This window comes from Phyllobacterium zundukense, from assembly GCF_025452195.1.
Lineage (GTDB): Bacteria > Pseudomonadota > Alphaproteobacteria > Rhizobiales > Rhizobiaceae > Phyllobacterium > Phyllobacterium zundukense_A.
Genome location: NZ_CP104973.1, coordinates 3,791,026 through 3,812,668 on the forward strand (window position 1 = coordinate 3,791,026; position 21,643 = coordinate 3,812,668).

Consider the following 21,643-nt stretch of genomic DNA (forward strand, 5'->3'; position numbering starts at 1 on the left):
AGGTGGCCTTAGAGTCTGTGGTCTTGATGCAGCTGAAAGGACAGCCAGATGGACCAGACGACGACAAACCTCAAATTGCCGTATATAGCGCCGTCGCAGGCGCAGAAACATGTCACCCACAATGAGGCTATCCGCGCGCTCGATGCGCTGGTGCAGCTCTCGGTGATGAGCCGCAAACTGAAAAATGCCCCGCCTGAGTCTTCGGAGGGCGACCGTTACATCATCGCGTCCGAGGCCGTCGTACCGTGGGCGGGCAAGACGGACCAGATCGCCGCGTGGCAGGATGACGCCTGGGCGTTCTTGCAGCCGCAGGAGGGCTGGCATGCCTGGGTTGCAGAAGAGCAAACCTTCGTCGTTTTCGAACGCAATTCCTGGAGAAGGGTAACGACCGGCACCAACCCGGTAGATTCCGTCGGTATCAACACGGTCGCCGACGAGAACAACCGGCTGGCGTTAAAAAGCCCTGCCTCGTTGTTCGATCATATTGGTGGCGGGCATCAGCTGAAAATAAACAAGGCGGATGACGGCCATGCCGCCTCGTTGCTTTTCCAGTCCAATTATCAGGGCAGGGCCGAGATGGGCACAATGTGGGGCCGTGATTTTCATATCAAGACCAGCTCAGACGGCGATCATTGGCAAGACGCCGTGGCCGTCGACAGCACCACAGGGATTGTCCGTTTTCCCTCGGGCATCGCTCATTCGGCAACCGGCAAGAAGCAGTCCGGTCTGATTTTCGTCCCTCCAAGCGACACCGGCACGGTGATTTTCCAGCCGCTGGGGGTTCGCGCCCAAGCCCTGAAGACCGCCAAACTGGCTTCGATCAGCGCTGATATCGTGACTTTCACCAGCAATACCGCCGGCGAATTCTTCGGCGCCGCCATGCGCGGCCTATCGATGGTTCGCATCTGGAATGCAACCAAAACACCTGCGCTACCGGCCTTCGCCAAATGGGATACTGCAGCCAATCAGCTGCAAGTGAGCAACGCCGACGACGTCAAGCTATGGTCCGAGGGGGATACGATCCAGCTTGGCGATCCGGTTACCAACCTCATTGCCATTGATGTCTCGCCGCTGATGCAGAAACTTCTGGGTAGCGTATTCCGGCAGGACGGCCTTCTTCTCGATGCGGGAAACACGGGGACTATCACCGTCGCCTGCAGCGATCACTCCCCTGCATCCGCATCCAACCTCGTTTACTTCAAAATGGATGAGACTCGTAGCTTCAGCCTGATTGGCGTTTATGGGTGAGCAACTCTACTGTGCGTGGTTCGACAAGCTCACCATGAGGGATGTGAGTTGATTGCCTGATCGTCACTCAGCCTCGGTGTTCGTGGCTCCTGCAAAACCACAAACCTCCCTCATGGTGAGCTTGTCGAACCACGCACAGCAGCAATGCAGGAAGAATTCTCTCAGCTTCCCCGATAGGTCGAATAACCCCAAGGCGTTACCAGCAGGGGCACATGATAATTGCCATCGGCATTCGCTATTGAAAACCGGATAGGAATATCGTCAAGGAACGGAGGCTCGTCACGGGCAATTTGCGACGCCTTGAAATAATCCTCGATGAAGAACGTCAACTCGTACTGCCCCACCCTCATCTCATCCGGCGATAGCAGCAGCGCATCTGTCCTGCCATCGGCATTCGTAACCGCAGTCTTGAGCAAATGACGACCGGTTTCGTCGATCCGGTGCAGTGTCAGCGCCATGCCGGCGGCCGGCTTTCCCGCCGCCGTATCAAGCACATGTGTGGATAACTTTCCCATCAAGAGCTCCTCATGCAAATAAATCATCGAGACGAAAGCGTGCGATCAAAGCGATCTGCCGCAGCGCTTCGATCACCTCTTCTCCCGAATTGTGGTTCAGGCGTTGGCGGAACGCCGCCATGATCGAGTGCTTGTCGTGCCCCCGGACCGCAAGAATAAACGGGAAGCCGAAACGGCTCTGATACGCGTTGTTCAGCCGATGAAACTCTTCGAACTCAGCGTTCGTCAACCTGTCGAGACCCGCGCCCTTCTGCTCGCTCGTCGATTCCGCGGTTAGATTGCCCTGCCGTGCCGCCTTGCCCGCGAGATCGGGGTGTGCCCGTATGAGCCCGAGTTGCGCCACCTGCCCTGAGGCGTTCACGGCATTGACCATCGCAGCGTGCAGGTCCGCGGTGCTGGCAAAAGGCCGTAACTTCGCGACAGCCTCCGGAACCCAAGGCGAGTGCTCGAATATGCCGCCCAGCGCTGCAACGAAATCCGTGGCATCGAGGGAGTTGAGCTTGTCTAATGTCATATGCTGCATAGAGGTTCCAATATAACAAGATAGCAATGCTGCTGTGCGTGGTCGACAAGCTCACCATGAGGGAAGTGGTGGATTGCACGATACTCACCTCCATTGCCGAGCTGACTCTCTGCAACTCACTTATCGCCCTCATGGTGAGCTTGTCGAACCACGCACAGCGGCATTGCAATCGATCATACGCCAATCACTCCCTTTGCATGCCGTACCGAGCGCAACACCGCCTCGGGTGTCGCCGGGGAATCCAGCTGCGGCACCCCGCCACGGATCGAAGCGATTGCATCGCGAATGGCCAGCCAGACCGAGATGCCAAGCATCAAGGGCGGCTCACCGATCGCCTTGGATCGAAACACCGTTTCTTCCCTGTTGGGCATATTGTCGAGAATGCGCACATTGAACTCAGGCGGTACGTCGCGCGAACCAGGTATCTTGTAGGTCGATGGCCCAACAGTCCGCAGCTTGCCCGCTTTATCCCACCATAGCTCCTCGCACGTTACCCAGCCCATGCCCTGCACGAAGGCGCCCTCGATCTGGCCAAGGTCAATGGCAGGATTGAGCGGTGAGCCCACGTCCTGAAGGATATCGGCGCGCAGGCAACGCGTCTCGCCCGTAAGCGTGTCGACAGCAACTTCCGCAACCGCAGCGCCATAGCTGAAATAGAAGAAAGGCCGGCCTTTCATCGTCTTGCCGTCCCAGTGAATCTTCGGCGTTGCATAATGTCCGGCTTCCGAGAGCTGGATGCGCTTGGCCCAGGCCATTTTCGCCAGTTCACCGAAGGATACCGAGCGATTGTCGGCGTGGACGCGGCCTTCGCGATAGACGATCACGTCTTCTTCGACATCGAAATGCTCGGCAGCCACCCGTGTCATGCGCGCCTTGATGGCCATCGCGGCCTTGAACGCCGCCATGCCGTTGAGGTCCGAGCCGGTAGAAGCCGCAGTCGCACTGGTGTTCGGCACCTTGCCTGTCGCGGTGGACGAAATGCGGACCATGTCGAGCTCGACCTGAAACACCTCGGCCACCACCTGCGCGACCTTCACAAACAGGCCCTGCCCCATTTCGGTGCCACCGTGATTGAGGAAGATCGACCCATCCAGGTAAACATGGACCAGCGCACCCGCCTGATTGAGCGAGGTCAGATTGAAGGAAATGCCGAATTTGATCGGCATCATCGCCAATCCGCGCCGGATGACAGGACTGGCAGCATTGTGCGCGTCGATTTCAGCGCGGCGATAGTCCCACTCGGCGGAGCCAAGCACCGCATCCGTCACCTCGACCAGACGATTGTCCTCGACCTGCTGGCCATAGGGCGTCATGTCGCCGGTCTCGTCGCCATAGTAATTGACCGCCCGGACCGCATTGGGGTCGAGCTTCAACTCGCGGGCGATCGTATCGATAACGGCCTCGATGGTGATAATTCCCTGCGGTCCGCCAAAGCCGCGAAACGCCGTGTTTGACACGGTATTGGTCTTGCAGGCATGCCCGATGAAGCGCGCGTTCGAAATAAAATAGGAATTGTCCGTGTGAGTCAGCGTGCGCGTGATCACCGGTCCCGTCAAATCCGGCAGATTGCCCGCCCGCGCCAGATACTCGACGTCGAGACCGAGAATGCGGCCCCTGTTGTCGACACCGGCCTTCCAGTTGGCGATGTAATCGTGGCGCTTGCCGGTCGCTACCATGTCATCGCGGCGTTTCAGCCGCATCTTGCAAGGTTTGCCGGTCTTGGCTGCGACTAGCGCGGCAGCTCCGGCAATAATCGTCGGCTGACTTTCCTTGCCGCCAAATCCGCCGCCCATGCGTCGCACCTGACATTCCACAGCGTTGGCGTGTACGCCGAGAATACCGGCAACATGGTGCTGTACCTCGGTCGGGTGCTGGGTCGAGGAATGTACCAGCATTTCACCGTTCTCGCCGGGAATGGCATAGGCGATATGGGTCTCGAGGTAGAAATGGTCCTGCCCGCCGATGTGCAGCTTACCGGAAATGACATGCGGCGCGCCTGCAAGAGCAGTTTCGACATCGCCCTCGATGACCTCCTGCGGCGGCAGAACGTAGCTTTTTCGCCGGTGCGCCTCTTCGATATCAAGCACGGGCTCGAGCGTCTCGATATCGAGCTTCACCTTTTTGGCGGCGCGATACGCCGTTTCAAAATCCCTCGCGGCAACGACCGCGATCACCCGTCCTTCGTGATCGACAATATCTTCGGCAAAAAGCGTCTCGCCGTGAAGTATTGGCCCGACTTCATTGTGGCCGGGCACATCCTTCGCCGCCCAGACACCGGCAACACCATCCATCGCCAGCGCTTCGGAAGCGTCGAAGCCGTTCAGCTTGCCATGCGCCACCGGCGAGAGGACGAAGGCCGCGTGGAGCGTGCCAGGCAGTTCCGGCATATCGTCGATGTAGTTCGCCTCGCCAGCGACATGGCGCGCGGCCGAATCGTGCGCGATGCCTTTACCGACAATGCTGCGCTGAACGATCTTGGCGTCGACGTTCATAGCGCCATGACCTCCACTGTCTCGCCAGCCACATCACGCCAGAACCGCTCAGCAAGGTTCGCGGCAACCTGCAAACGATATTCGGCACTGCCGCGCCAATCGCTCAGCGGTTTAAACTGCGCAGTGATGGCACTTGCGCATGTTTCGATCGCTCTCTGGTCAAACATACTGCCGACCAACGCCTGTTCAGCCTTCGGCGCGCGCTGCGGCGTTGCTGCCATGCCGCCAAATGCGATGCGAGCGCTGCGAACCTGACCTTCTTCACGGACAATCGAAAATGCCGCACAGACAGTCGAAATGTCCTGGTCGTAGCGCTTGGAAATCTTGTAGACGCGGAACTCCTGGCCCTCCACGGGCTTCGGGATCGATACCGAAGCAATCACCTCATCGGCGCGCAGTTCGGTCTTGCGATAGTCGAGGAAAAAATCTTCGAGCGCCAGAAAACGATGCCCGCTCAAGGATGCAAGTTCGATCTCGGCCCCAAGCGCAATCAACGCCGGCGGCCCGTCGCCGATCGGGCTTGCGGTGCCGATATTGCCGCCGATGGTTCCCATGGAGCGTATCTGGGTCGAACCGAAACGCCGGATCAAGGTCGCGAAAGAGGGGTAGTACTCAATGATACCGGCGAGAATCTCTTCCCACGTTACCGCCGCGCCAAAGCTCAGATGATTTTCGGTCTCGCGCATGGCACGCAGTTCGCGCACGCGGGCAAGTGAGATCACTTCGCTCCAGTCGGAATGATAATCCGCCAGCGCGACGCCAAGATCGGTGCCGCCACCGAGCAATATGGCGTCGGGCATCTCCTTGCGCAGTTGCAGCAGATCATTCAGCGACTGTGGCTGATGGAATGTCGAACCGGCGGCCGAAATCGTCTTACGTGGTTCGATCTTGGCAAAGGCGGCGACATGTGGGCCCGCAATCGTCGCATTTCCAACCTTGCGCGCGGCCTCGACGATCGGCCGGTACCCGGTACAACGGCACAGATTGCCCGCCAGTGCATCGTGGATGTCGGAATCCGTGACTTGTGTCTTGCGAGCCGCAAGACCTGCTCCCGCAGCACTTCCTTGGGCTGAAAGACCTGCTCCCGCAGCGCTTCTTTGCGCTGCAAGACCCGCGAGCGAAATCACGATACCCGGCGTACAGAAGCCGCACTGGGACGATCCATTTTCCGCCATCGCAGCTTGTACCGGGTGCAGCTGCTCAGTCTTCAAACCCTCGACCGTGACCACAGCGCGGCCGTCGATCTGCCCCATGGCGAGAATGCAGCTGTTGGCCGCTTGATAGTGCACGGCCCCCTCATGGTGAGCGTCGTCGAACCAAGGGTCGCCGATCAGCACCGAGCATGCCCCGCAATCGCCCTCGGCACAGCCCTCCTTGGTGCCGGTCAGCCGCGGCCCGCTGCGCAGCCAGTCCAGTACTGTCGTATCCGGCCGAACCGAGGCTTCCTGCTTTTGACCATTCAGAAAAAAACGTATCGTTTGTGACATGTTGCCAGCTTCAACCGGCTGGGCTTGGGCGTCAAGGGAAATGCCATTTATCTCCCCCTTGTGGGGGAGAAAGCGATTTCAGCATCTTAGCCTCTTTGCTAAGTGCTAGAAATCGCCAGAGAGCGGATTTGCTTCACTGAACTACCCCCTCACTTGGATTTTCTAAGAATTTAGCAAAGAGGCTAAATTCAAGAAAATCCTTTCTCTTCCACAAGGGGAGAGATAGACGGCATCCGACGTTGCGGATAACTACAGTTTTTCAATCCTGTAGACCACGTCGTCAAAGAAAAACTCCTCGATATTGTTACCCTCGCCACCACGATCAACGACGAGAAAATCCGACGTTTCTTCCAGTGAGATCAGTGGATGATGCCAGGCGTTGCGGGCGTAGTTGACGCCTTGATTGCCTTGGCACAGAAAGGCGACAGGCGTTCCCGGCTTGCCGCCGTCGTCCTCGGCCACCGCAACCAGAAACGGCCGGTTCTGCAGCGGTATGAATGCCTGGCTGCCAAGTGGATGACGTTCCAGCATTCTGATATCGACCGGCAGCGTAAACGCCTTGCCCCGGAAGATATTCACGAGCACCCGCGCGCCATCGCCCGTCACATCGACATTGGCGAGATCGTGGTAGCGCTCTGTCGTGCCTCCATTGATCAGGCGCAATTCAGCGTCTTGCGTCTCGATCACATCACCGAACTGCGCAAACGATGCCTTGGTTAGTGGTCGGACATCAAGAGCGATAGTTTCCATCGTGGAGACCTTGTGAAAAATTCAGCCTGATCGGCCAGTTGGTGTGATTTTCGAGAACCGAAGCGCAGTGGACATTTTCGTCCACGAGCACCGGAAGCGCAGAAAGTCGCATCAGATGGCCATCAGGGTGGATTTGTCAAAGGTCTCGATGGTTTTCATGCCAGTGTTTTGCAATGTCTATACGGCGTGTGATCCACACATCCTCGTGGTGCTGGATGTAGTCGAGAAACCGCTCCAGCGCCGCCGCCCGTCCCGGACGTCCTGCCAACCGGCAATGCAACCCGACCGACATCATCTTTGGCGCGCCGTCCTTGCCTTCGCGAAGCAGGCAATCGAACGTATCTTTCAGATAGGTAAAGAACTGATCGCCGGAGTTGAACCCTTGCGGCGTTGCAAAGCGCATGTCATTGGCGTCGAGCGTATAGGGCACGATCAGGTGCGGTCCCTTTGGCCCTTCCACCCAATAGGGCAGTTCGTCGGCGTAACTGTCAGCAGAATAGACGAACCCGCCCTCCTCCATGACGATTTTCAGCGTGTTGTCGGAGGGCTTGCCCTGATAGATCCCGAGCGGCCGCGAGCCGGTGATTTCCGTGTGCAGGCGCACAGCCTCGAGGATGTGCTGGCGCTCCAGGTCTTCCGGGAAATCCTTGTATTCAAGCCAGCGCAGGCCATGGCTGGCGATCTCCCAATCAGCCTCTTTCATGGCTGCAACCGCTTCCGGATTGCGTGCCATGGCGAGCGTCACGCCATAGACTGTCACCGGCAGGTTACGACGCGTGAACATGCGCCACAGCCGCCAGAAACCGGCGCGTGACCCATATTCATAGATCGATTCCATGTTGAGATTGCGCTGGCCCGGCCAGGGTTGTGCGCCGACTATCTCCGAAAGCAGGCATTCGGATGCCGCATCATTGTCGAGGATCGAGCTCTCTGCGCCCTCTTCGTAATTGACAACGAATTGCACAGCCAGCTTCGCGCCACCCGGCCATTTCGGGTCGGGCGGATTACGGCCATAGCCAATGAGATTGCGGGGATAGTCTGGCATTGAGGAATGGTGTTACTTGGAATGCTTTGGCTTGTCGTCGCGACGCTCATCGCGTGTGACGAACATCACAAAGGCTACCATGAGCAGCCCGCCAACCGGCATAATCATGAAGAGCATAAACTGTTCCAATGTCACGGTTTTAACCCTTTCAACGTTCGTCTCGCATACAAATGTAATGCAGTCGCAAACATAATACAAATAGCTGTGCCTAGGCCGATTAAAGCACTTGGCGCACTTTGCGTTATAGATGCTTGAGGTAAGAGGTGCCAATCCGCCCACGGCATACGAGGCAACGGATAAGCCGTTTAGCCAAGTCGCCGTGAGCTTTTTTTGCTCATTATAAACAGTCGCCAAAACGTCCAATATGACACCAGTCAAAAGCAATAATCATGAAAACTACATAGTAAAAAACGGCGGACTATAAATGAAGCGCCGGTTTTCGCCGGCGCTCTGACAAGTATCACCGGCGCTTGAGCAGGGATCCAACGGCCGGAACAACCGCTGCCGCCAGCGCGAGCTTCAACATATCGCCGACGATGAAAACACCGACGCCATAGGCCAGCGCCTTTTCGAAGCCGAAGAGATAAGCCATCCACAGGAAGCCCATGCCGAGGATAATCACCTCGCCCGCCAGCATGGCGAGACCAAGGACAATCGGGTTGCGGGTAAAGCCGTTGTCGGCAGCGCGGCCGACGATCCAGGCGGCAGCGATATACGACAGGAGATAGCCGCCCGTCGGTCCAACCATGTAGGCCAGCCCGATGCCCTTTTCCGGTGTCCCGGTGAACACTGGCATGCCGAGCGCACCCTCGAGCAGGTAAAGCGCCATCGTCGCAACCGCGAGCCGCGAACCATAAGCCGCCGAGATCGCGAACACCGCAAATGTCTGCATCGTCACGTTGACAAAGACCATGTCGACCTTGGTCTTGGCGGCAAGCGTCATCAGCGCAGTACCGACGAGGGCGAGCGAGACAAACCACACGGCTTTGGCGAGCTGGCCTTCCGGCTGGAACGTCTCGGCGAGAGAACGAGTTTGGGCAGCAATCATTTTCTTATCCTCCGGAAGGCCGTGAATTCCTGTAAATTCACGCCTCAAGCTTTCACCATTTCATGAAAAATGTATATTGAGGATCATGCCGCACTGCAATACGTCGAAAGCCGCATAACCAGGTGTATCCGAATAAATGAATCTCGTTTTCGACAAGGTATTTGCGCCGCACTACGGCGAAGCCATTGATATTGCGCCGAATGTCAAACGTATCACGGTCAACAATCCAAGCCCGTTCACCTTCCACGGTACGAACTCCTATCTGATCGGCAAAGATACGCTCGCGCTAATCGATCCAGGTCCCATCGACGAAGCGCACAAGGCGACGCTCCTGCGCACCATCGCCGGCCGGCCGGTCAGCCATATTTTCGTCAGCCACACACACCGCGATCATTCGCCCCTGGCAAGCGTGTTGAAGGATGAACTCGGCGCAACTCTCGTGGCTGAAGGTCCGCACCGCCCCTCCCGCCCGCTGCACACGGGAGAGATCAATTTTCTCGATGCGAGCGGTGACACCGATTTCGTGCCGGACATACATGCCGCCGACAATTCGCTTATCGAAGGAGACGGCTGGGGGCTTCGAAGCATCCATACTCCCGGCCACACGGCAAATCACGTCGTTTTCGCGCTCGAAGGTACGGATATCCTGTTTTCTGCAGATCACGTCATGGCCTGGGCAACCACCATCGTCGCGCCGCCCGATGGCTCGATGTCGGACTATATGGCGTCGCTGGACCGCCTGCTTGAGCGCCACGACAAGGTGTACTTTCCTGGCCACGGCGGCCCGGTTACCAAACCGAAAACCTTCATGCGCGGCCTGAAAGCGCACAGGAAAATGCGCGAGCGCGCAATTCTGGAACGGGTGCGTGCCGGAGACCGCACCATTCCTGCCATGGTCAAGGTAATCTACCGCGAGACCGACCCGCGCTTGCACGGCGCCGCGGCCCTCTCCGTGCTGGCGCATCTTGAGGATATGGTCGCGCGGGGCCTCGTGCAGACCGAAGGTAGCCCGGCGATCGACTGCGTTTATTGGGCGTGACGTAACCAGGAACAGCACCAATGGTCGATCCCCCTTGTGGGGGAGAACGGATTTTCTTGGATTTAGCCGCTTTGCCCCCTCTCTGGCGATTTCTAGCACTTAGCTAAAGCAGCTAAGATGCTGAAATCGTTTTCTCTCCCACAAGGGGAGAGATAAGGGCAGCGCAACCTACTGCGCCGGTTCGGTTGTTTCCTCTTCGGGCCGGGCGCTCTGCACTTCGGCATCGAGAGCGGTCATGAAGGCAATGATGCGGTCGGCATTCTCGCCCAGATCGTGGATGCCGTAGCGTGAGACCGAGCGCATGTCGACATAGGTGGTTTCGCCCTCATCGGAAAGGCGGATAACCGCATCGCTGGTGAAACCGAGCAAAAAGGTTCGGGCCACCACTTCGAGCAGGATTTCCTCATCAACGCCAGGCTCGCCTTTTTGGGCAACAACCGTCCAGCCATTGGCGGCGATGACCTTGTTGATTGCGGTCAGAATACGATCAGGCGAGCCATCATAGCGACGGCCGGTCACCTGCGGGTAGGCGCTGGATTGAAGCGCGCGGCTGTCCTCGTCATTCACGACCGGGTTCATACGCTCGCCCCTTTGCCCTGCCGCGAACAGCTCGGGCGGATCGGTGATGTCGGTCGAAACGTCGTAGATCCTCGGCAGCAACAGCGCCTGGTAGAGCGTCGTGGCAAAGGGCGCCAGCACCACGAACGCGATCACCATACCCCAGAATGCACTTGGAAAGCCCATATCGCCCCGGCGCCAGACGCTGGTGAAACCCTTGAGACTGAGCAACAGCGCCAGCAGCGCGAGACCGGCGACGATGGCGAGCAGCCAGAGAAATTCCGGCGTTTCGATACGTTCGAACCGATGACCAAGTCCCGAAAGAACAAACAGAATGAGGCCAAGAAACGCAATGCGTACCGACCATCTGGCGGAAATCGATCGGCGGCGTCGAATATGCGGTCGCATGAGATTCCTGATTGCTGCTGACTGCGCCACAGCTAATCGGAATTTCACGCGGAGACAAGCATTTGAACTGCAGGCGCCGGTGGGTGGTTCAACAAGCTCACCATGAGGGACGTCGGGGACTGCATGGATAGCCGCCAACCTTGCAGATATTGATACCCTGCCACAAACACTTCCCTCATGGTGAGCTTGTTGAACCACGCACCATCGACCTGCAATTGCCTCTACGCCACCATACCGATATAGGCCCGCTTCTTCGCATCATATTCCAGGCCGATGGCCGGATCGCTCTTGCTGATCTTGCCGTTTTCCAGATGCCCGGCATAGCGGCGCAGGAAATTGTTGCCGTTACCCGCATCGACAAAGGCCACATCGTACCAGCCATCCTTCGTTGCGATCTCGACCGTCGTCATTCCACTGACTTCCTTCGCCTGGTCGATAACCTGTTCGGTACCCGAATAGGCATCGATCAGTTTCAGCCTGCTATTCGCCGTTTGCCATTTCTCAAGCACGATCTGCAGCTTCTTGCCGTCGTCCGCCGATTTCATCTCGATGATGTTCGGAAGCTGCGTTTGCTGCGTGTCCAGCGAATTGCCCGAGAACTCAAACAGATAAACCATCATTATAGCCGTGGGCCAATCCGAACGACTTGTAATCGCCTGCCGATTCCACTCCGCGTCTTATCTGAAACGGCTTGATGTGGCCGCCGTTGAGCTTGACCTTCCCTTTCGGCTGGTTGAAAACGCTCTCGCCGTTTTTTAGCCGCAGCGGTCGCGGATCGCCGAAGCCACGCACGCCGCGCACCGTGCCATAATAATGATCGAAGGAGCGGTTTTCCTGCATCAGGAAAATGACATGATCGATGTCCTTGAGCGAGCCGAGCTTGCAACCGGCCGAAGCGGTCAGGAGATCATCGATCACAGTCGATTGCGCCAATGCCTCCTGCATATAGGTGGAACAAGCCGCATAGGCTGTAGCGCTCGTGCCGGCAATACCCAGCATCTTGATGAACTCACGTCTGTCCATAATCAGTTCCGTCAAAAAAGAATAAAATAAAATTCGAAATGGGCGAGCTTCACTGATCCGCAGACGCCTCCCGCAACGGGAGACGGCTGCAGGTCAGACCGTCAAGCCCTCGTAGATTCTCGTTTTCTCGTCATATTTCCTGCCGATAGCCGGGTCGGTCTTGCTGATCTTGCCGTTTTCGATATGCCCGGCGTAGCGGCGTAGATAACCGCTGGTGCTGATCTCCAGAACGTTTTCCGACATATTGTCGATAAAGGCTACATCATACCATCCATCCGTGGTGGCGATGGTTATCGATGGAGTTCCGGTAGCAACGGCCACATTCTCCTTCGTATAGGCGTTGATCATCAGCAGAGTATCGGTAGCGTCAGCCGGCCACTGGCTGAAATCGATGCGGACATTTTTGCCATCATCCAAGGCCGTTATGTTCACGATATCGGCGATCAAATTATGGTTGTAGTCCTGGGCATTTCCCTTGAATTCGCTCAAGAAGCCATTAGGGCCATGCACTGCAAACTGATACTGCCCCTGGCCCGCGGCCAGATCATAGTCGTCGGTCAACGTGACCGGCGTGCCGTCCTTGCCCGCCTTTTCCAGTGCATAGAACGAGGCGCCACGCCCTTGGTCAAACTTTCCATAGGTATAGACATTCAGCGCCACACCAATACTGCCTTTGTTGCTGAAGGCAAGGCGCAGCGTATCAGGCTGGTCGCCGCCCTGTGGCGTCATCAGGCGTGAAACCACGGTAAAATCATAGCCAATCGGCAAAAGATCGGCCTGCCCCTTATCCTGTTTTTTCCGGGTTTCATCGGCAAGATCCTTGGCTATATCCGCGCTCACGCCTTCATATTTGGGCTGACTGGCCTTGAGCCCATCCTGCTGCGTCTTCGTCAGGCCAAGATAGTTTGAAATAGGATTGTCGGTGATCATCTTTGCCGCCGCGTCAAGCCCATCCTTGCCGTCCTTTGCCACCATATCGAGCTTGTGGGTGAAGTCGAAAGCGCTGGTCATGTCCCCGCAAATGGCACGGCGCCATGAGGAGATATTCTCAAACGTCGTATCAGCCGGTTGCAAACCCCGGGCGCTGAGCCACGCATCGAGAAAGCGCAAGGTCGATGTGTGGTCGAAAAGCTCGGAGCAGACCCTGCCACCCACTGTCCAGGGCGAGATGATCAGGCAGGGCACGCGATTGCCGAGACCCATTGTCGATTGATCCCTCGGCGTATCGGGCAAGAAACGCTTGTCCTCAGGGTCCAGATCCTGCACCAGCTTGACGGCATGCTCGGCATCGGGGTTTTTCGGATCATTCGAAAATACGATACCCTTCGAAACCTTGCCTGCGCCCTTCATCGTCGGCAGCGGGGGCAAGGGTGGCGGAACATGGTCGAAAAAGCCGTCATTCTCATCGTAGTTGATGATGAACACGGTCTTCCGGAAGACTTTCGGGTTGGCCGCGAGCACCTTCAAAATCTCGTTGACATAGTATTCGCCGAAATGCGGCGAGATGCCTCCTGGATGTTCGCAAAAGACCTGCGGCGCATTGATCCATGACACGGCGGGCAATGTGTCATTCCTGACATCCTGCTCGAATTGCGAAGGAACGCTGGCAGAGGTGCGCAGCACCGTGTTGACACTCATCGCTCGCTTGGCGATGTCCGTGGTGTCATCCTGATACTGCTTGAAATAGGGCAATATATTATCGCCGAAATTGCCGAAAAACGGATCGCCATCAAGTCCGTTCTGGTAGAATTTCCAGTCAACCTTCAATTCCTGCAATTTTTCCGGATAGGTTTTCCAGTCCGGCCGCTCTCCGGTAAGGCCGCTGAACAAGGCGTTGTCTGTCCAGCCGCCCCCCGTGCCGGTATAGAAATGCGCGCGGTTCGGGTCGGTTCCAGCGTGCGACGAACAATGGTAGCCATCGCAAATCGTGAAGGCCTGCGCGAGCTTGTGATAAAAGGGAATGTCCTTGGCGGTATCAAGATGCGCCATGGCATCTTGACCCTTCGTCAGCATCCATTGGTTATTCCAGCCGTGGTTGATAGCGTCTCTCGCGTCATCATAGGTGTGGGGGAGACCGAACGACTGGTATTCTCCCGCCGACTTGTCTCCGCGGCGGATCTGGAACGGCTTGATATGACCTTTGCCCACCAGCCAATCGACAATTTGCGGATAGTAGGTCTCGATCTGATCCTTTTTGATGAATTTGAAAATGTCACCGGGCAATATCTTGAGAAACAGTTCGGGAGTTAACATCGGTAGCAGCCCAGGGATTGCCCTTATCGGCGCGGAATAAAGACTCTCTATCGGGAATGGTAAACCGGGAATGGTCTTCGGTAGCAAATGTGCGATATCGGCAATGGTGGCTGTCTCGTACCAGTGGGCGTATTCACGGATCTTGTAAAAAACTTCCGCCGGCTTCGGCAGTCCCGTCTTTAGCGAAGGCAAGACCTTCTCGGCAGCCGGCCAGGCTTTTTTCACTTCATCGATGTTGATAATCTTCGCCAGCATCGGCAGCAGCATGCCGAGGAGTTGCTGGCCCGAAAATGATGAGATTAAAGTCTTGATCGTTGCAATATCGAACCCGCCGCCAGCTCCCTTCAGCTGTTCGGCGATGAAACCCGCCACCGCAGCATTGTCCAATAGAGAGACGAGGTTGGCTTTGACCAGAGCAGCAAAATCCGCGTCGACATCCTGCGGCTTGAACAATATCAGGCCGTTCTTCAAATCCTCGAGCAGTTCCGGAACGGCTTTTCCCACCATTGCCGGTGGCAAAATACTGTTCCATTCGCCCTTGACAATATGAGCAAAGAAATCGTCCCGGAGCCCATCGATTTGCAGGTTTATTTGCACCGCATATTTCGGCAGAGCATCGCTGATCTTTTGCTTCAACTCGCGCTTTATGGTTTTGGCATCTGCTGTCGTAACTATAGACTCCATTCCACCCCAACTGGCATGGTTGAGAAGATAGCTTGCACGGGCGATTGGCTGCGCGTTGGGCTGCTGGAAAACGGAAGTGCCGTCCCGGAGTTTCAAAGGCCGCGGGTCGCCAAAGCCGCGCACCCCGCGAAACGTGCCGTAATAATGGTCGAAGGAGCGGTTCTCCTGCATGAGCAGGATCACATGCTCCACATCCTCAAGCGATCCCGGCTGACAATGCGCAGCAGAGCTCAGCAGATCCTCAATAGAGGTGGATTGCGCCAGCGCCTCACTCATGTAATTGGAGCAGGCCGCGTAGGCAGCTGCGCTGGTGCCGGCAAGTCCCAGCATCTTGATGAAATCACGTCTTTCCATGGAACAATCCTAAAATATCAAATAATTGATTTTATTGAATTTATTTAAATGAAAATATTCAAATACGTTGTTGGCAAACTTCATGCCTCCAGTTCCAATATCGGGATTGCATGAAATTTGGATGACAATCCATAGGACACATCGGCATTCAACCCTCGCCTGCATTTAAGCCGTTTACACTTTATGAGTGGATCGGGTGTCACAGTGCTGACATGATCACCGTCCTGATTTGGACAATCGTTTCGGGAAACAGAGGGCGGAATGCAAACCGCATTTCAAATATGAAGATAACGAGGCCTGACAATATGCCCGAGGCTGGCAAAGCGGTTTCGCTTGAAGTTGTGGAAATCGAGCTTGCGCTCGGTGCCCAGGATATCGTCGCCGACGGTTTTGAGGGAGCGCTGCAGAAGGCAGCCGACCTCGTCAACGGCGAAGTCATCTTCAATATCAGAGCACCTGAAAACAGCGATCAGCAGCGGATCGCCGCCATCTCCGTGTCGGACGGTACGACCGACCAGACGGTGTTCGTGATGCTCGGTAACGACGGAACAAGTTTGACCGTAACCACGGATCAACCCGAGACCGCACCACAAAGTAAACTCGGGATGGATTTCGCCGCGCTCATCAAACGTTTTCGAACTTAGAGCGGCGCTCTTCTATTCCGGCAGGATTTTTGCGCAACAATACGCGCAAATGGCACAAGGACCTGACGATTCCCATGCAAGAATAATCGATTCCGGGATGCTTTTTTGCACCCTGAGTTGAAATTTTGGTTAGAAAGGTTGCAGGCAGCTTTCTTGGCGTAGCGCTTTGCACTTTCAAACGAGTCTGGCTAAGGTCACAAATCTTTCAAAGCCGGAGTTACCCCATGGCGAATGGCCATCCCCTTACCAATGTCCAGCAGCGCGATATCAACGCGGTTTTGCACCCTTATACCCCCCTCCACAAGCTTGCAGAAACCGGACCGCTGGTCATGGGGCATGGCAAGGGCGTCTACCTCTACGACACGCAGGGCAAGGAATATATAGAGGGCATGTCGGGCCTGTGGTGCGCGGGTCTCGGCTTCGGCGACGAAGAGATGATCGAGGCGGCCAATGAGCAGATGCGCACCCTGCCCTATTACCATCTCTTCGGTGGCAAGGGTATGGAGCCTGCTATCGAACTGGCTGAAAAGCTTAAGGAAATCGCCCCTGTACCAATCTCGAAGGTGTTCTACACGTCCTCCGGTTCCGAGGCCAACGACACGCAGGTCAAGCTTGCCTGGTACTATAACAACGCCCGTGGCCGGCCGGAAAAGAAGAAGATCATCTCCCGTGTCAAGGCCTATCATGGGGTGACCGTAATGGCCGCATCTTTGACCGGCCTGCCCGGAAACCACAAGGGTTGGGATTTGCCAGTGGACCGCGTGCTGCATACGGATTGCCCGCATTATTACCGCTTCGGCCTCGAAGGCGAAAGCGAAGCGGAATTCGTCGTGCGTCTTGCCAAGTCATTGAAAGATATGATCGAACGCGAAGGACCCGAGACGATTGCAGCCTTTATCGCCGAGCCTGTCATGGGTGCTGGCGGCGTCATCGTTCCGCCTTCGGGGTACTTCGCCGCCATCGAACCGATCTTGCGCGAGCATGATATTCTCATTATCGCCGACGAAGTCATCAACGGTTTCGGCCGTACGGGCAACTGGTGGGGCAGCCAGAGCGTTGGCATGACGCCGACAACGATTTCAGCCGCCAAACAGTTGACAGCGGCCTATGCGCCGCTCGGCGCCGTGCTCGTCCCCGAGGACGTCTACCAGGCTTATGTCGACCACAGCGCCCAGCTCGGCAGTTTCGGCCATGGCTTCACCTATGGCGGTCATCCGGTCGGGTGCGCGCTCGGCGTGAAGGCAATCGAAATTTACCAGCGCCGGAATATTGTCGAGTATGTTCGCAGCCTGACGCCAGCCTTTGAAGCCCGATTGAACAAGGTCAAAGATCATCCACTCGTGGGTGAGGTTCGTTCCTGCGGGCTTGTTGGCGCGGTCGAATTGGTTGCTGACAAGGCAACAAAACGTTCTTTCGATCCGGCGCACGGTGTTGGATCAAATCTTGCCAAGTTCCTGGAGGGACATGGCGCGATACTTCGAGCTCTGGGCGATACGATCGCCTTCTGCCCACCGATGGTCATTACTGAGGACGAACTTAACGAACTCTTCAACCGCTTCGAATTGGCTCTGGCCGACACCGAAGCGTTCGTTTCGAAAAACAATCTGCGCGCGTTATAATTTCAATAACTAGGACATGAAAGGGCAGTCCGAAAACTGCCCTTTCATGATGTTGTCACTGGGTCGTCAGCGTAACGCTTTGCTTTGCCTGGGCTTTTATCCGGACGTAGGTCACAGGTATATTGCCATGGGCTGCGTCATTGCCAGAAAACCAGCCTTCGCCGGTCAGAGCGACAAGGTTTGCAACCTGATCCAGATTCACCCCATTCATGTCGACGCTCGTGGCAGCGGGACCATGAATTTTCACGGTATAATATTCGAGTTCTGGCTTGAAAACCCCTTCTGGCACAGCTGCTTCGAATAGAACGGTGTTTCCTGTTCTTTGCACGGACAATGTTTGCAGGAAATAGGCGCCCTTCTCATAGTCATACGTCTTGCCGTCATCATCATAATACTCGAAGGATGTACGTTTTGTGTCCGGGAAAACTTCGACGTCCAATTCCTTCAGCGGCTTTTCTCCCACATACTGCACTTCTTCGTGCATCAGCGGGATAATCGCGCCCTGGCGTACGAAGAGCGGGAAATTTCGCTCCCATGTTTGCGTGTTAAAGTTGATCGTTTGGCCGCCCGTATATACGGTGCCGGAATTCCAAGCAGTCCAGGTTCCTTGCGGCAGATAGATAGTCTTTGTTTGCTGTCTTTGCTCCACGACAGGAGATGCCAGCAGCCATTCGCCGAACAGCCAGCTATCGACATTATTGCGAACGTTCACATCCGCTGGCCAATCGAAATTCAACGGGCGGACAATACCGACACCGGTCTTGTTGCGCTGGTGTTCATAGCTGTAAATATAGGGGATCATTGTATAGCGCAGCCGGATTGCCTCGACAGCCGCCGTATTCTCCAGGATTTGGCCGTTTGGCACATACCACCATGGCTGGCGCTGCACGCCGTTATCGCCATGAACGCGGAAGATCGGAGTGAAAATCGCAAACTGCATCCAGCGCGCGTAATCCTCAGTCCCCGTGCCAATCACGCGGCCGTCTTGCGTACGGTTATGAAATCCGCCCGTATCCATGGTCCATTGCATCGCCCCGGCATTGATGGCACTGAGCATTTTGCCGCGCTGATTAGCCATGCTTGCAAAACCGTTGTCGATATCGCCCGACCAAAGTCCATAGGCGTAACGCTGCGCCCCGAGATAGAAGTTGCGGTTGATCGACCAGACTCGCTTGTTTGAATAGCCGCGCTGTCCTTCATAGACTGCGCGTTGCATGTTGGTGCCTTCCGTCTCGTTACCATCGTCCGTGGCATCGCTGGAATCCGCCTCATCATTCCACCAGCCCTCGACGCCGCTGTCGAACCCCCCTTGATTTGATCAAAATACCAGCTGCGAACCTTCTGCTTGGAAAAATCAATATGCCGCATCATGGTGGGGGTGAAAAAGTCCCTTGCTACCCGGGTATTTGGCATCCAGCTATCATTGTCTTCCATAAAGCGAGCTTCGACAGAATATTCTGGCATGCGCGGTTTCAAGATGGTTGTCAGCTTGATTCCGTTTTGCTCGGTAAACATCTGCAGATTTTGGGCTACATTCTTCGGCGCACCGGCGCTCATGCCGGGGAATCGCTCAGTGTTCCATTAAACTGGCCGTAGGGGACGTTGGTTCCGCTACCGTCCGTACCACCCCAATACATCCAATCGAGATCAAAGGTGAAGGCATCGATTGGAATGTTACTGTTACGATATCTTGCAATAATATTACGAAACTTTTCCTCCGTCATGCCGGCCAAGCGACCGGCCAGCGGACCAGCTTGAGGACCATACCTCAAACTGGTCCAAACGTCATCCGCACCCCACTGACTATTGGTAAAGCCCATCGCCCATTTTGGAAAAAGCGGCGTGCGACCACTTATTTTGGCAACGGCACCGAAAAGTTCCGTCGGTCGTCCAACGAGCAAGTAGGCATCGATATCCTTCTTCGAGGTGTCCGTGAACTTGATACGGTCTTGGTTGCGCAATTCAATTTTTCTATCCCTCGAACCCATTGTGTCGACGAGCACGCCATAACCGCCCGTGCTCCACACCAGGGGGGCGCCAGCATGACCCTGAGCACCAGTACTCAAACCCACTTCCTGGTCTCGATAGATCGTTGCGGCATCATCATATCTGGCAGCTCCCCCGATACCGTAGAGCGTATCCGTATCTTTATGCCGTATAACCAGCTGACCTTTCTTCAGATCATCGGTTTTGAGCCACATCACCGATTCATTTTCCGCATTGTTAATGGTCAGCAATGAGGCCACCGCATCCCAGGATGCGCTGAAATGTGCCGATTTCATCTGCGTGGACTTGCCATCGGCACCCGAGTCGAGCTGAAATGCTGCATCCATTTTCAGGTTGGGGTCGATGACTTGCGTCGGCGCTGTCGCCTTCCCCTTGGGAAGAAAATGCACGCGCAGTGCATTTGATGCCGCGGCGCGGACTTCAAGAACGTCCTCCTGCAGCTGCACATCAAAACCACCCGGCCTTGGTGTGACGGTACCGTCTTTTACCGGCTCGACCTTGCGCGTAATGGGATCGCCAGTCGATCCACCCTTTTCGCCAACCGGCCCCTTTTCGCCAACCGGCCCCATTTCGCCGACGGGGCCTTTATCGCCGTTCGCGCCCTTGTCACCGAGAGCGCCCTGGGGCCCGGGCAAGCCAACAAATGTGCTGCTATCCGGTGTCTGTTTTGAATCGTCGCAACCGGCGAGACCGGGCAATAACATCAAGCTCAGAATAGAAATTTGAATGCGGTTCAAGATAACTCCTCCTCAAATCAAGGTGAGCAAAACCAGATATTTCGGTGTAACATCAATGACATGCGCGGCTACATCCAGCCGTGCGCCGTCGTTACACAATCGGCCAGCTTGCCAATTGCGTATCAAACAATTGATCCCGCTTTGGTGTGGTTTTGTCTCTAAAATTGGTTCGCCAAAAAAATGAATTGCGCGGACGCCGCCGCAATAACCATATGTACTTTTAGACCTTCATGCGGATGAACCCCTCCCAAGGTGTCGCTCAATGAGCGTTCCGCAACGAACACAAAACGTTCAAGCCTGTCAATTATCCCAAAGTCTAAATATTTCGATAGTCGGATAAAATCGCCGATATATGAAACCCGCCTTAGACGCCTGGCGTTACTGGCTGCTCGCTTTCCTGAACGTCTTCAAGCCGCACAAAATGGAAGCCTTTTTGCTTGAGGGCGAGAATGCCTTTTACAACCCCCTCTCCCGCCACCCGCGTCGGCTGGTTGACATGGGCGATGATCACGTCGCCGTCCTTGGCAGCTGAAATGCGCTTTTCAACCTGACCGGCCAGCAACGAGGCACCCACGTCGGCATTCAGGGAATAACCGGCCACCCGATACCCCATCTGATGGACAAGCGTGATTGCATCGTCACTGTAGCGCGCCGTTGCGTCGCGATACCAGACCGGCTTCGTGAGCGTCGCCGCGGTCATGGCATTCGCACCGCCTTCAATTTCCGTGCGGATGGCAGACAGAGACCCTGCCGTTTTGAGTCCGAACATCCTGGGTTGGTTGTCTATGGCCGGAATATGGTTAAGTCCATGATTTTCCATCTGAAACAGCTCTGGATGCGCCTTCATGATTGCCACTGAGGGGGGCATTGCGCCTGAGCCAGCGGCCGGTGACAAAGATTGTCGCCGGAATGTGATTTTCCACGAGTGCATCGAGGATACGCTGATCTGTCTGGCCGGAACAGGCATCCAACGTCAAGGCGACCTGCGGCACTGCATCGCCGCCTTTGGTGATGAAGAGCTTTGGTTCTATGAAGTGGGGATGTTCCCTGGCTGCTGCCGTGACGATGGAGGCGCAGAGAAAAATTGCAGTGATGATTGCAGACGTTGAGCGCACGATTTTCGCCATATTTTGAGAGCCAGCCCTTCACGGCGAATTTGCGTTTGGGCTCTAAGGAATTTCGCGCGGACAAGGCGCGCGAAACCAAGCA

At 56.0% G+C, this 21,643-nt stretch carries 17 protein-coding genes and 2 pseudogenes; 4 read left to right on the forward strand and 15 right to left on the reverse strand.

Translation table 11 applies throughout. The annotated features are described in order from the left end of the window. Positions 1 to 48: 48 nt before the first annotated feature. Positions 49 to 1,248, forward strand: a complete 1,200-nt coding sequence (locus tag N8E88_RS31030; RefSeq protein WP_262293879.1) for a DUF2793 domain-containing protein — start codon at positions 49 to 51, stop codon at positions 1,246 to 1,248. Between the two features lie 161 nt (positions 1,249 to 1,409). On the opposite strand, the gene uraH is transcribed toward N8E88_RS31030, so the two are convergent. The 7 genes from uraH to N8E88_RS31065 all read right to left on the reverse strand — a co-directional run bounded on the left by uraH (position 1,410) and on the right by N8E88_RS31065 (position 9,108). Continuing rightward, positions 1,410 to 1,763 (reverse strand): hydroxyisourate hydrolase, encoded by a 354-nt coding sequence (gene uraH / locus N8E88_RS31035; RefSeq protein ID WP_262293880.1) that lies wholly within the window; start codon positions 1,761 to 1,763, stop codon positions 1,410 to 1,412. Between the two features lie 10 nt (positions 1,764 to 1,773). After that, positions 1,774 to 2,286 carry a 2-oxo-4-hydroxy-4-carboxy-5-ureidoimidazoline decarboxylase gene (uraD, locus tag N8E88_RS31040; RefSeq protein ID WP_262293881.1) on the reverse strand — a complete coding sequence of 171 codons (513 nt, stop codon included), beginning with the start codon at positions 2,284 to 2,286 and terminating at the stop codon, positions 1,774 to 1,776. Between the two features lie 173 nt (positions 2,287 to 2,459). Continuing rightward, complete coding sequence (gene xdhB / locus N8E88_RS31045; protein WP_262293882.1) at positions 2,460 to 4,778, reverse strand: xanthine dehydrogenase molybdopterin binding subunit; 2,319 nt, start codon at positions 4,776 to 4,778, stop codon at positions 2,460 to 2,462. Beyond that, on the reverse strand, positions 4,775 to 6,265 hold the full coding sequence (gene xdhA / locus N8E88_RS31050) for a xanthine dehydrogenase small subunit (protein ID WP_262293883.1): 1,491 nt from the start codon (positions 6,263 to 6,265) through the stop codon (positions 4,775 to 4,777). Before xdhA ends, xdhB begins: the two co-directional genes overlap by 4 nt. 249 nt (positions 6,266 to 6,514) lie before the next feature. Next, the gene (locus tag N8E88_RS31055; protein ID WP_262293884.1) at positions 6,515 to 7,015 is read right to left on the reverse strand and encodes an ureidoglycolate lyase; all 501 of its coding nucleotides are present in this window, start codon (positions 7,013 to 7,015) and stop codon (positions 6,515 to 6,517) included. A gap of 136 nt (positions 7,016 to 7,151) precedes the next feature. Further along, positions 7,152 to 8,060 carry an allantoinase PuuE gene (gene puuE, locus N8E88_RS31060; RefSeq protein ID WP_262293885.1) on the reverse strand — a complete coding sequence of 303 codons (909 nt, stop codon included), beginning with the start codon at positions 8,058 to 8,060 and terminating at the stop codon, positions 7,152 to 7,154. Positions 8,061 to 8,520: 460 nt separating this feature from the next. Then, the gene (locus N8E88_RS31065) at positions 8,521 to 9,108 is read right to left on the reverse strand and encodes a biotin transporter BioY (RefSeq protein WP_262293886.1); all 588 of its coding nucleotides are present in this window, start codon (positions 9,106 to 9,108) and stop codon (positions 8,521 to 8,523) included. A 136-nt stretch (positions 9,109 to 9,244) separates the two neighbouring features. Here N8E88_RS31065 and N8E88_RS31070 point away from each other — a divergent pair, with 136 nt between their 5' ends. Next, positions 9,245 to 10,147: an MBL fold metallo-hydrolase gene (locus N8E88_RS31070; RefSeq protein ID WP_262293887.1), complete on the forward strand. Its 903-nt coding sequence runs from the start codon at positions 9,245 to 9,247 to the stop codon at positions 10,145 to 10,147. 168 nt (positions 10,148 to 10,315) lie between these two features. Here N8E88_RS31070 and N8E88_RS31075 read toward each other — a convergent pair whose 3' ends face one another. The 4 genes from N8E88_RS31075 to N8E88_RS31090 all read right to left on the reverse strand — a co-directional run bounded on the left by N8E88_RS31075 (position 10,316) and on the right by N8E88_RS31090 (position 15,427). Further along, positions 10,316 to 11,113: a DUF1499 domain-containing protein gene (locus N8E88_RS31075; RefSeq protein WP_262293888.1), complete on the reverse strand. Its 798-nt coding sequence runs from the start codon at positions 11,111 to 11,113 to the stop codon at positions 10,316 to 10,318. A 221-nt stretch (positions 11,114 to 11,334) separates the two neighbouring features. Next, positions 11,335 to 11,733: a hypothetical protein gene (locus N8E88_RS31080; RefSeq protein ID WP_262293889.1), complete on the reverse strand. Its 399-nt coding sequence runs from the start codon at positions 11,731 to 11,733 to the stop codon at positions 11,335 to 11,337. Further along, positions 11,714 to 12,136, reverse strand: a complete 423-nt coding sequence (locus N8E88_RS31085) for an alkaline phosphatase family protein (RefSeq protein WP_262293890.1) — start codon at positions 12,134 to 12,136, stop codon at positions 11,714 to 11,716. The genes N8E88_RS31080 and N8E88_RS31085 overlap by 20 nt, the downstream gene beginning before the upstream one ends. A 93-nt stretch (positions 12,137 to 12,229) precedes the next feature. After that, positions 12,230 to 15,427 carry an alkaline phosphatase family protein gene (locus N8E88_RS31090; protein WP_262293891.1) on the reverse strand — a complete coding sequence of 1,066 codons (3,198 nt, stop codon included), beginning with the start codon at positions 15,425 to 15,427 and terminating at the stop codon, positions 12,230 to 12,232. A gap of 281 nt (positions 15,428 to 15,708) precedes the next feature. Between N8E88_RS31090 and N8E88_RS31095 the strand changes: the two genes are divergently transcribed. Together N8E88_RS31095 and N8E88_RS31100 are read left to right on the forward strand one after the other, a co-directional pair. Beyond that, entirely contained in the window at positions 15,709 to 16,071 is a 363-nt protein-coding gene (locus N8E88_RS31095; protein ID WP_262293892.1) for a hypothetical protein, read from the forward strand. A 224-nt stretch (positions 16,072 to 16,295) separates the two neighbouring features. After that, positions 16,296 to 17,690 (forward strand): aminotransferase, encoded by a 1,395-nt coding sequence (locus N8E88_RS31100; RefSeq protein ID WP_262293893.1) that lies wholly within the window; start codon positions 16,296 to 16,298, stop codon positions 17,688 to 17,690. Positions 17,691 to 17,745: 55 nt separating this feature from the next. Here the strand turns inward: N8E88_RS31100 and N8E88_RS31935 are convergent, their stop codons facing one another. The 4 genes and pseudogenes from N8E88_RS31935 to N8E88_RS31120 form a co-directional block, all read right to left on the reverse strand. Next, positions 17,746 to 18,492, reverse strand: a complete 747-nt coding sequence (locus N8E88_RS31935) for a glycoside hydrolase family 31 protein (RefSeq protein ID WP_410010711.1) — start codon at positions 18,490 to 18,492, stop codon at positions 17,746 to 17,748. A 39-nt stretch (positions 18,493 to 18,531) separates the two neighbouring features. Beyond that, positions 18,532 to 18,930: pseudogene (locus tag N8E88_RS31940) on the reverse strand (TIM-barrel domain-containing protein); the annotation flags it as partial. Between the two features lie 313 nt (positions 18,931 to 19,243). Then, the gene (locus N8E88_RS31115) at positions 19,244 to 20,434 is read right to left on the reverse strand and encodes a TIM-barrel domain-containing protein (protein WP_262293894.1); all 1,191 of its coding nucleotides are present in this window, start codon (positions 20,432 to 20,434) and stop codon (positions 19,244 to 19,246) included. Between the two features lie 364 nt (positions 20,435 to 20,798). After that, positions 20,799 to 21,561: pseudogene (locus tag N8E88_RS31120) on the reverse strand (polysaccharide deacetylase family protein). Positions 21,562 to 21,643 lie beyond the last annotated feature (82 nt).

Coding starts and splice junctions, on each gene's coding strand:
- N8E88_RS31030 (WP_262293879.1), top strand. CDS start 49: ATGGACCAGACGACGACAAACCTCAAATTGCCGTATATAGCGCCGTCG.
- uraH (WP_262293880.1), bottom strand. CDS start 1,763: ATGGGAAAGTTATCCACACATGTGCTTGATACGGCGGCGGGAAAGCCG.
- uraD (WP_262293881.1), bottom strand. CDS start 2,286: ATGCAGCATATGACATTAGACAAGCTCAACTCCCTCGATGCCACGGAT.
- xdhB (WP_262293882.1), bottom strand. CDS start 4,778: ATGAACGTCGACGCCAAGATCGTTCAGCGCAGCATTGTCGGTAAAGGC.
- xdhA (WP_262293883.1), bottom strand. CDS start 6,265: ATGTCACAAACGATACGTTTTTTTCTGAATGGTCAAAAGCAGGAAGCC.
- N8E88_RS31055 (WP_262293884.1), bottom strand. CDS start 7,015: ATGGAAACTATCGCTCTTGATGTCCGACCACTAACCAAGGCATCGTTT.
- puuE (WP_262293885.1), bottom strand. CDS start 8,060: ATGCCAGACTATCCCCGCAATCTCATTGGCTATGGCCGTAATCCGCCC.
- N8E88_RS31065 (WP_262293886.1), bottom strand. CDS start 9,108: ATGATTGCTGCCCAAACTCGTTCTCTCGCCGAGACGTTCCAGCCGGAA.
- N8E88_RS31070 (WP_262293887.1), top strand. CDS start 9,245: ATGAATCTCGTTTTCGACAAGGTATTTGCGCCGCACTACGGCGAAGCC.
- N8E88_RS31075 (WP_262293888.1), bottom strand. CDS start 11,113: ATGCGACCGCATATTCGACGCCGCCGATCGATTTCCGCCAGATGGTCG.
- N8E88_RS31080 (WP_262293889.1), bottom strand. CDS start 11,733: ATGATGGTTTATCTGTTTGAGTTCTCGGGCAATTCGCTGGACACGCAG.
- N8E88_RS31085 (WP_262293890.1), bottom strand. CDS start 12,136: ATGGACAGACGTGAGTTCATCAAGATGCTGGGTATTGCCGGCACGAGC.
- N8E88_RS31090 (WP_262293891.1), bottom strand. CDS start 15,427: ATGGAAAGACGTGATTTCATCAAGATGCTGGGACTTGCCGGCACCAGC.
- N8E88_RS31095 (WP_262293892.1), top strand. CDS start 15,709: ATGAAGATAACGAGGCCTGACAATATGCCCGAGGCTGGCAAAGCGGTT.
- N8E88_RS31100 (WP_262293893.1), top strand. CDS start 16,296: ATGGCGAATGGCCATCCCCTTACCAATGTCCAGCAGCGCGATATCAAC.
- N8E88_RS31935 (WP_410010711.1), bottom strand. CDS start 18,492: ATGATCCCCTATATTTACAGCTATGAACACCAGCGCAACAAGACCGGT.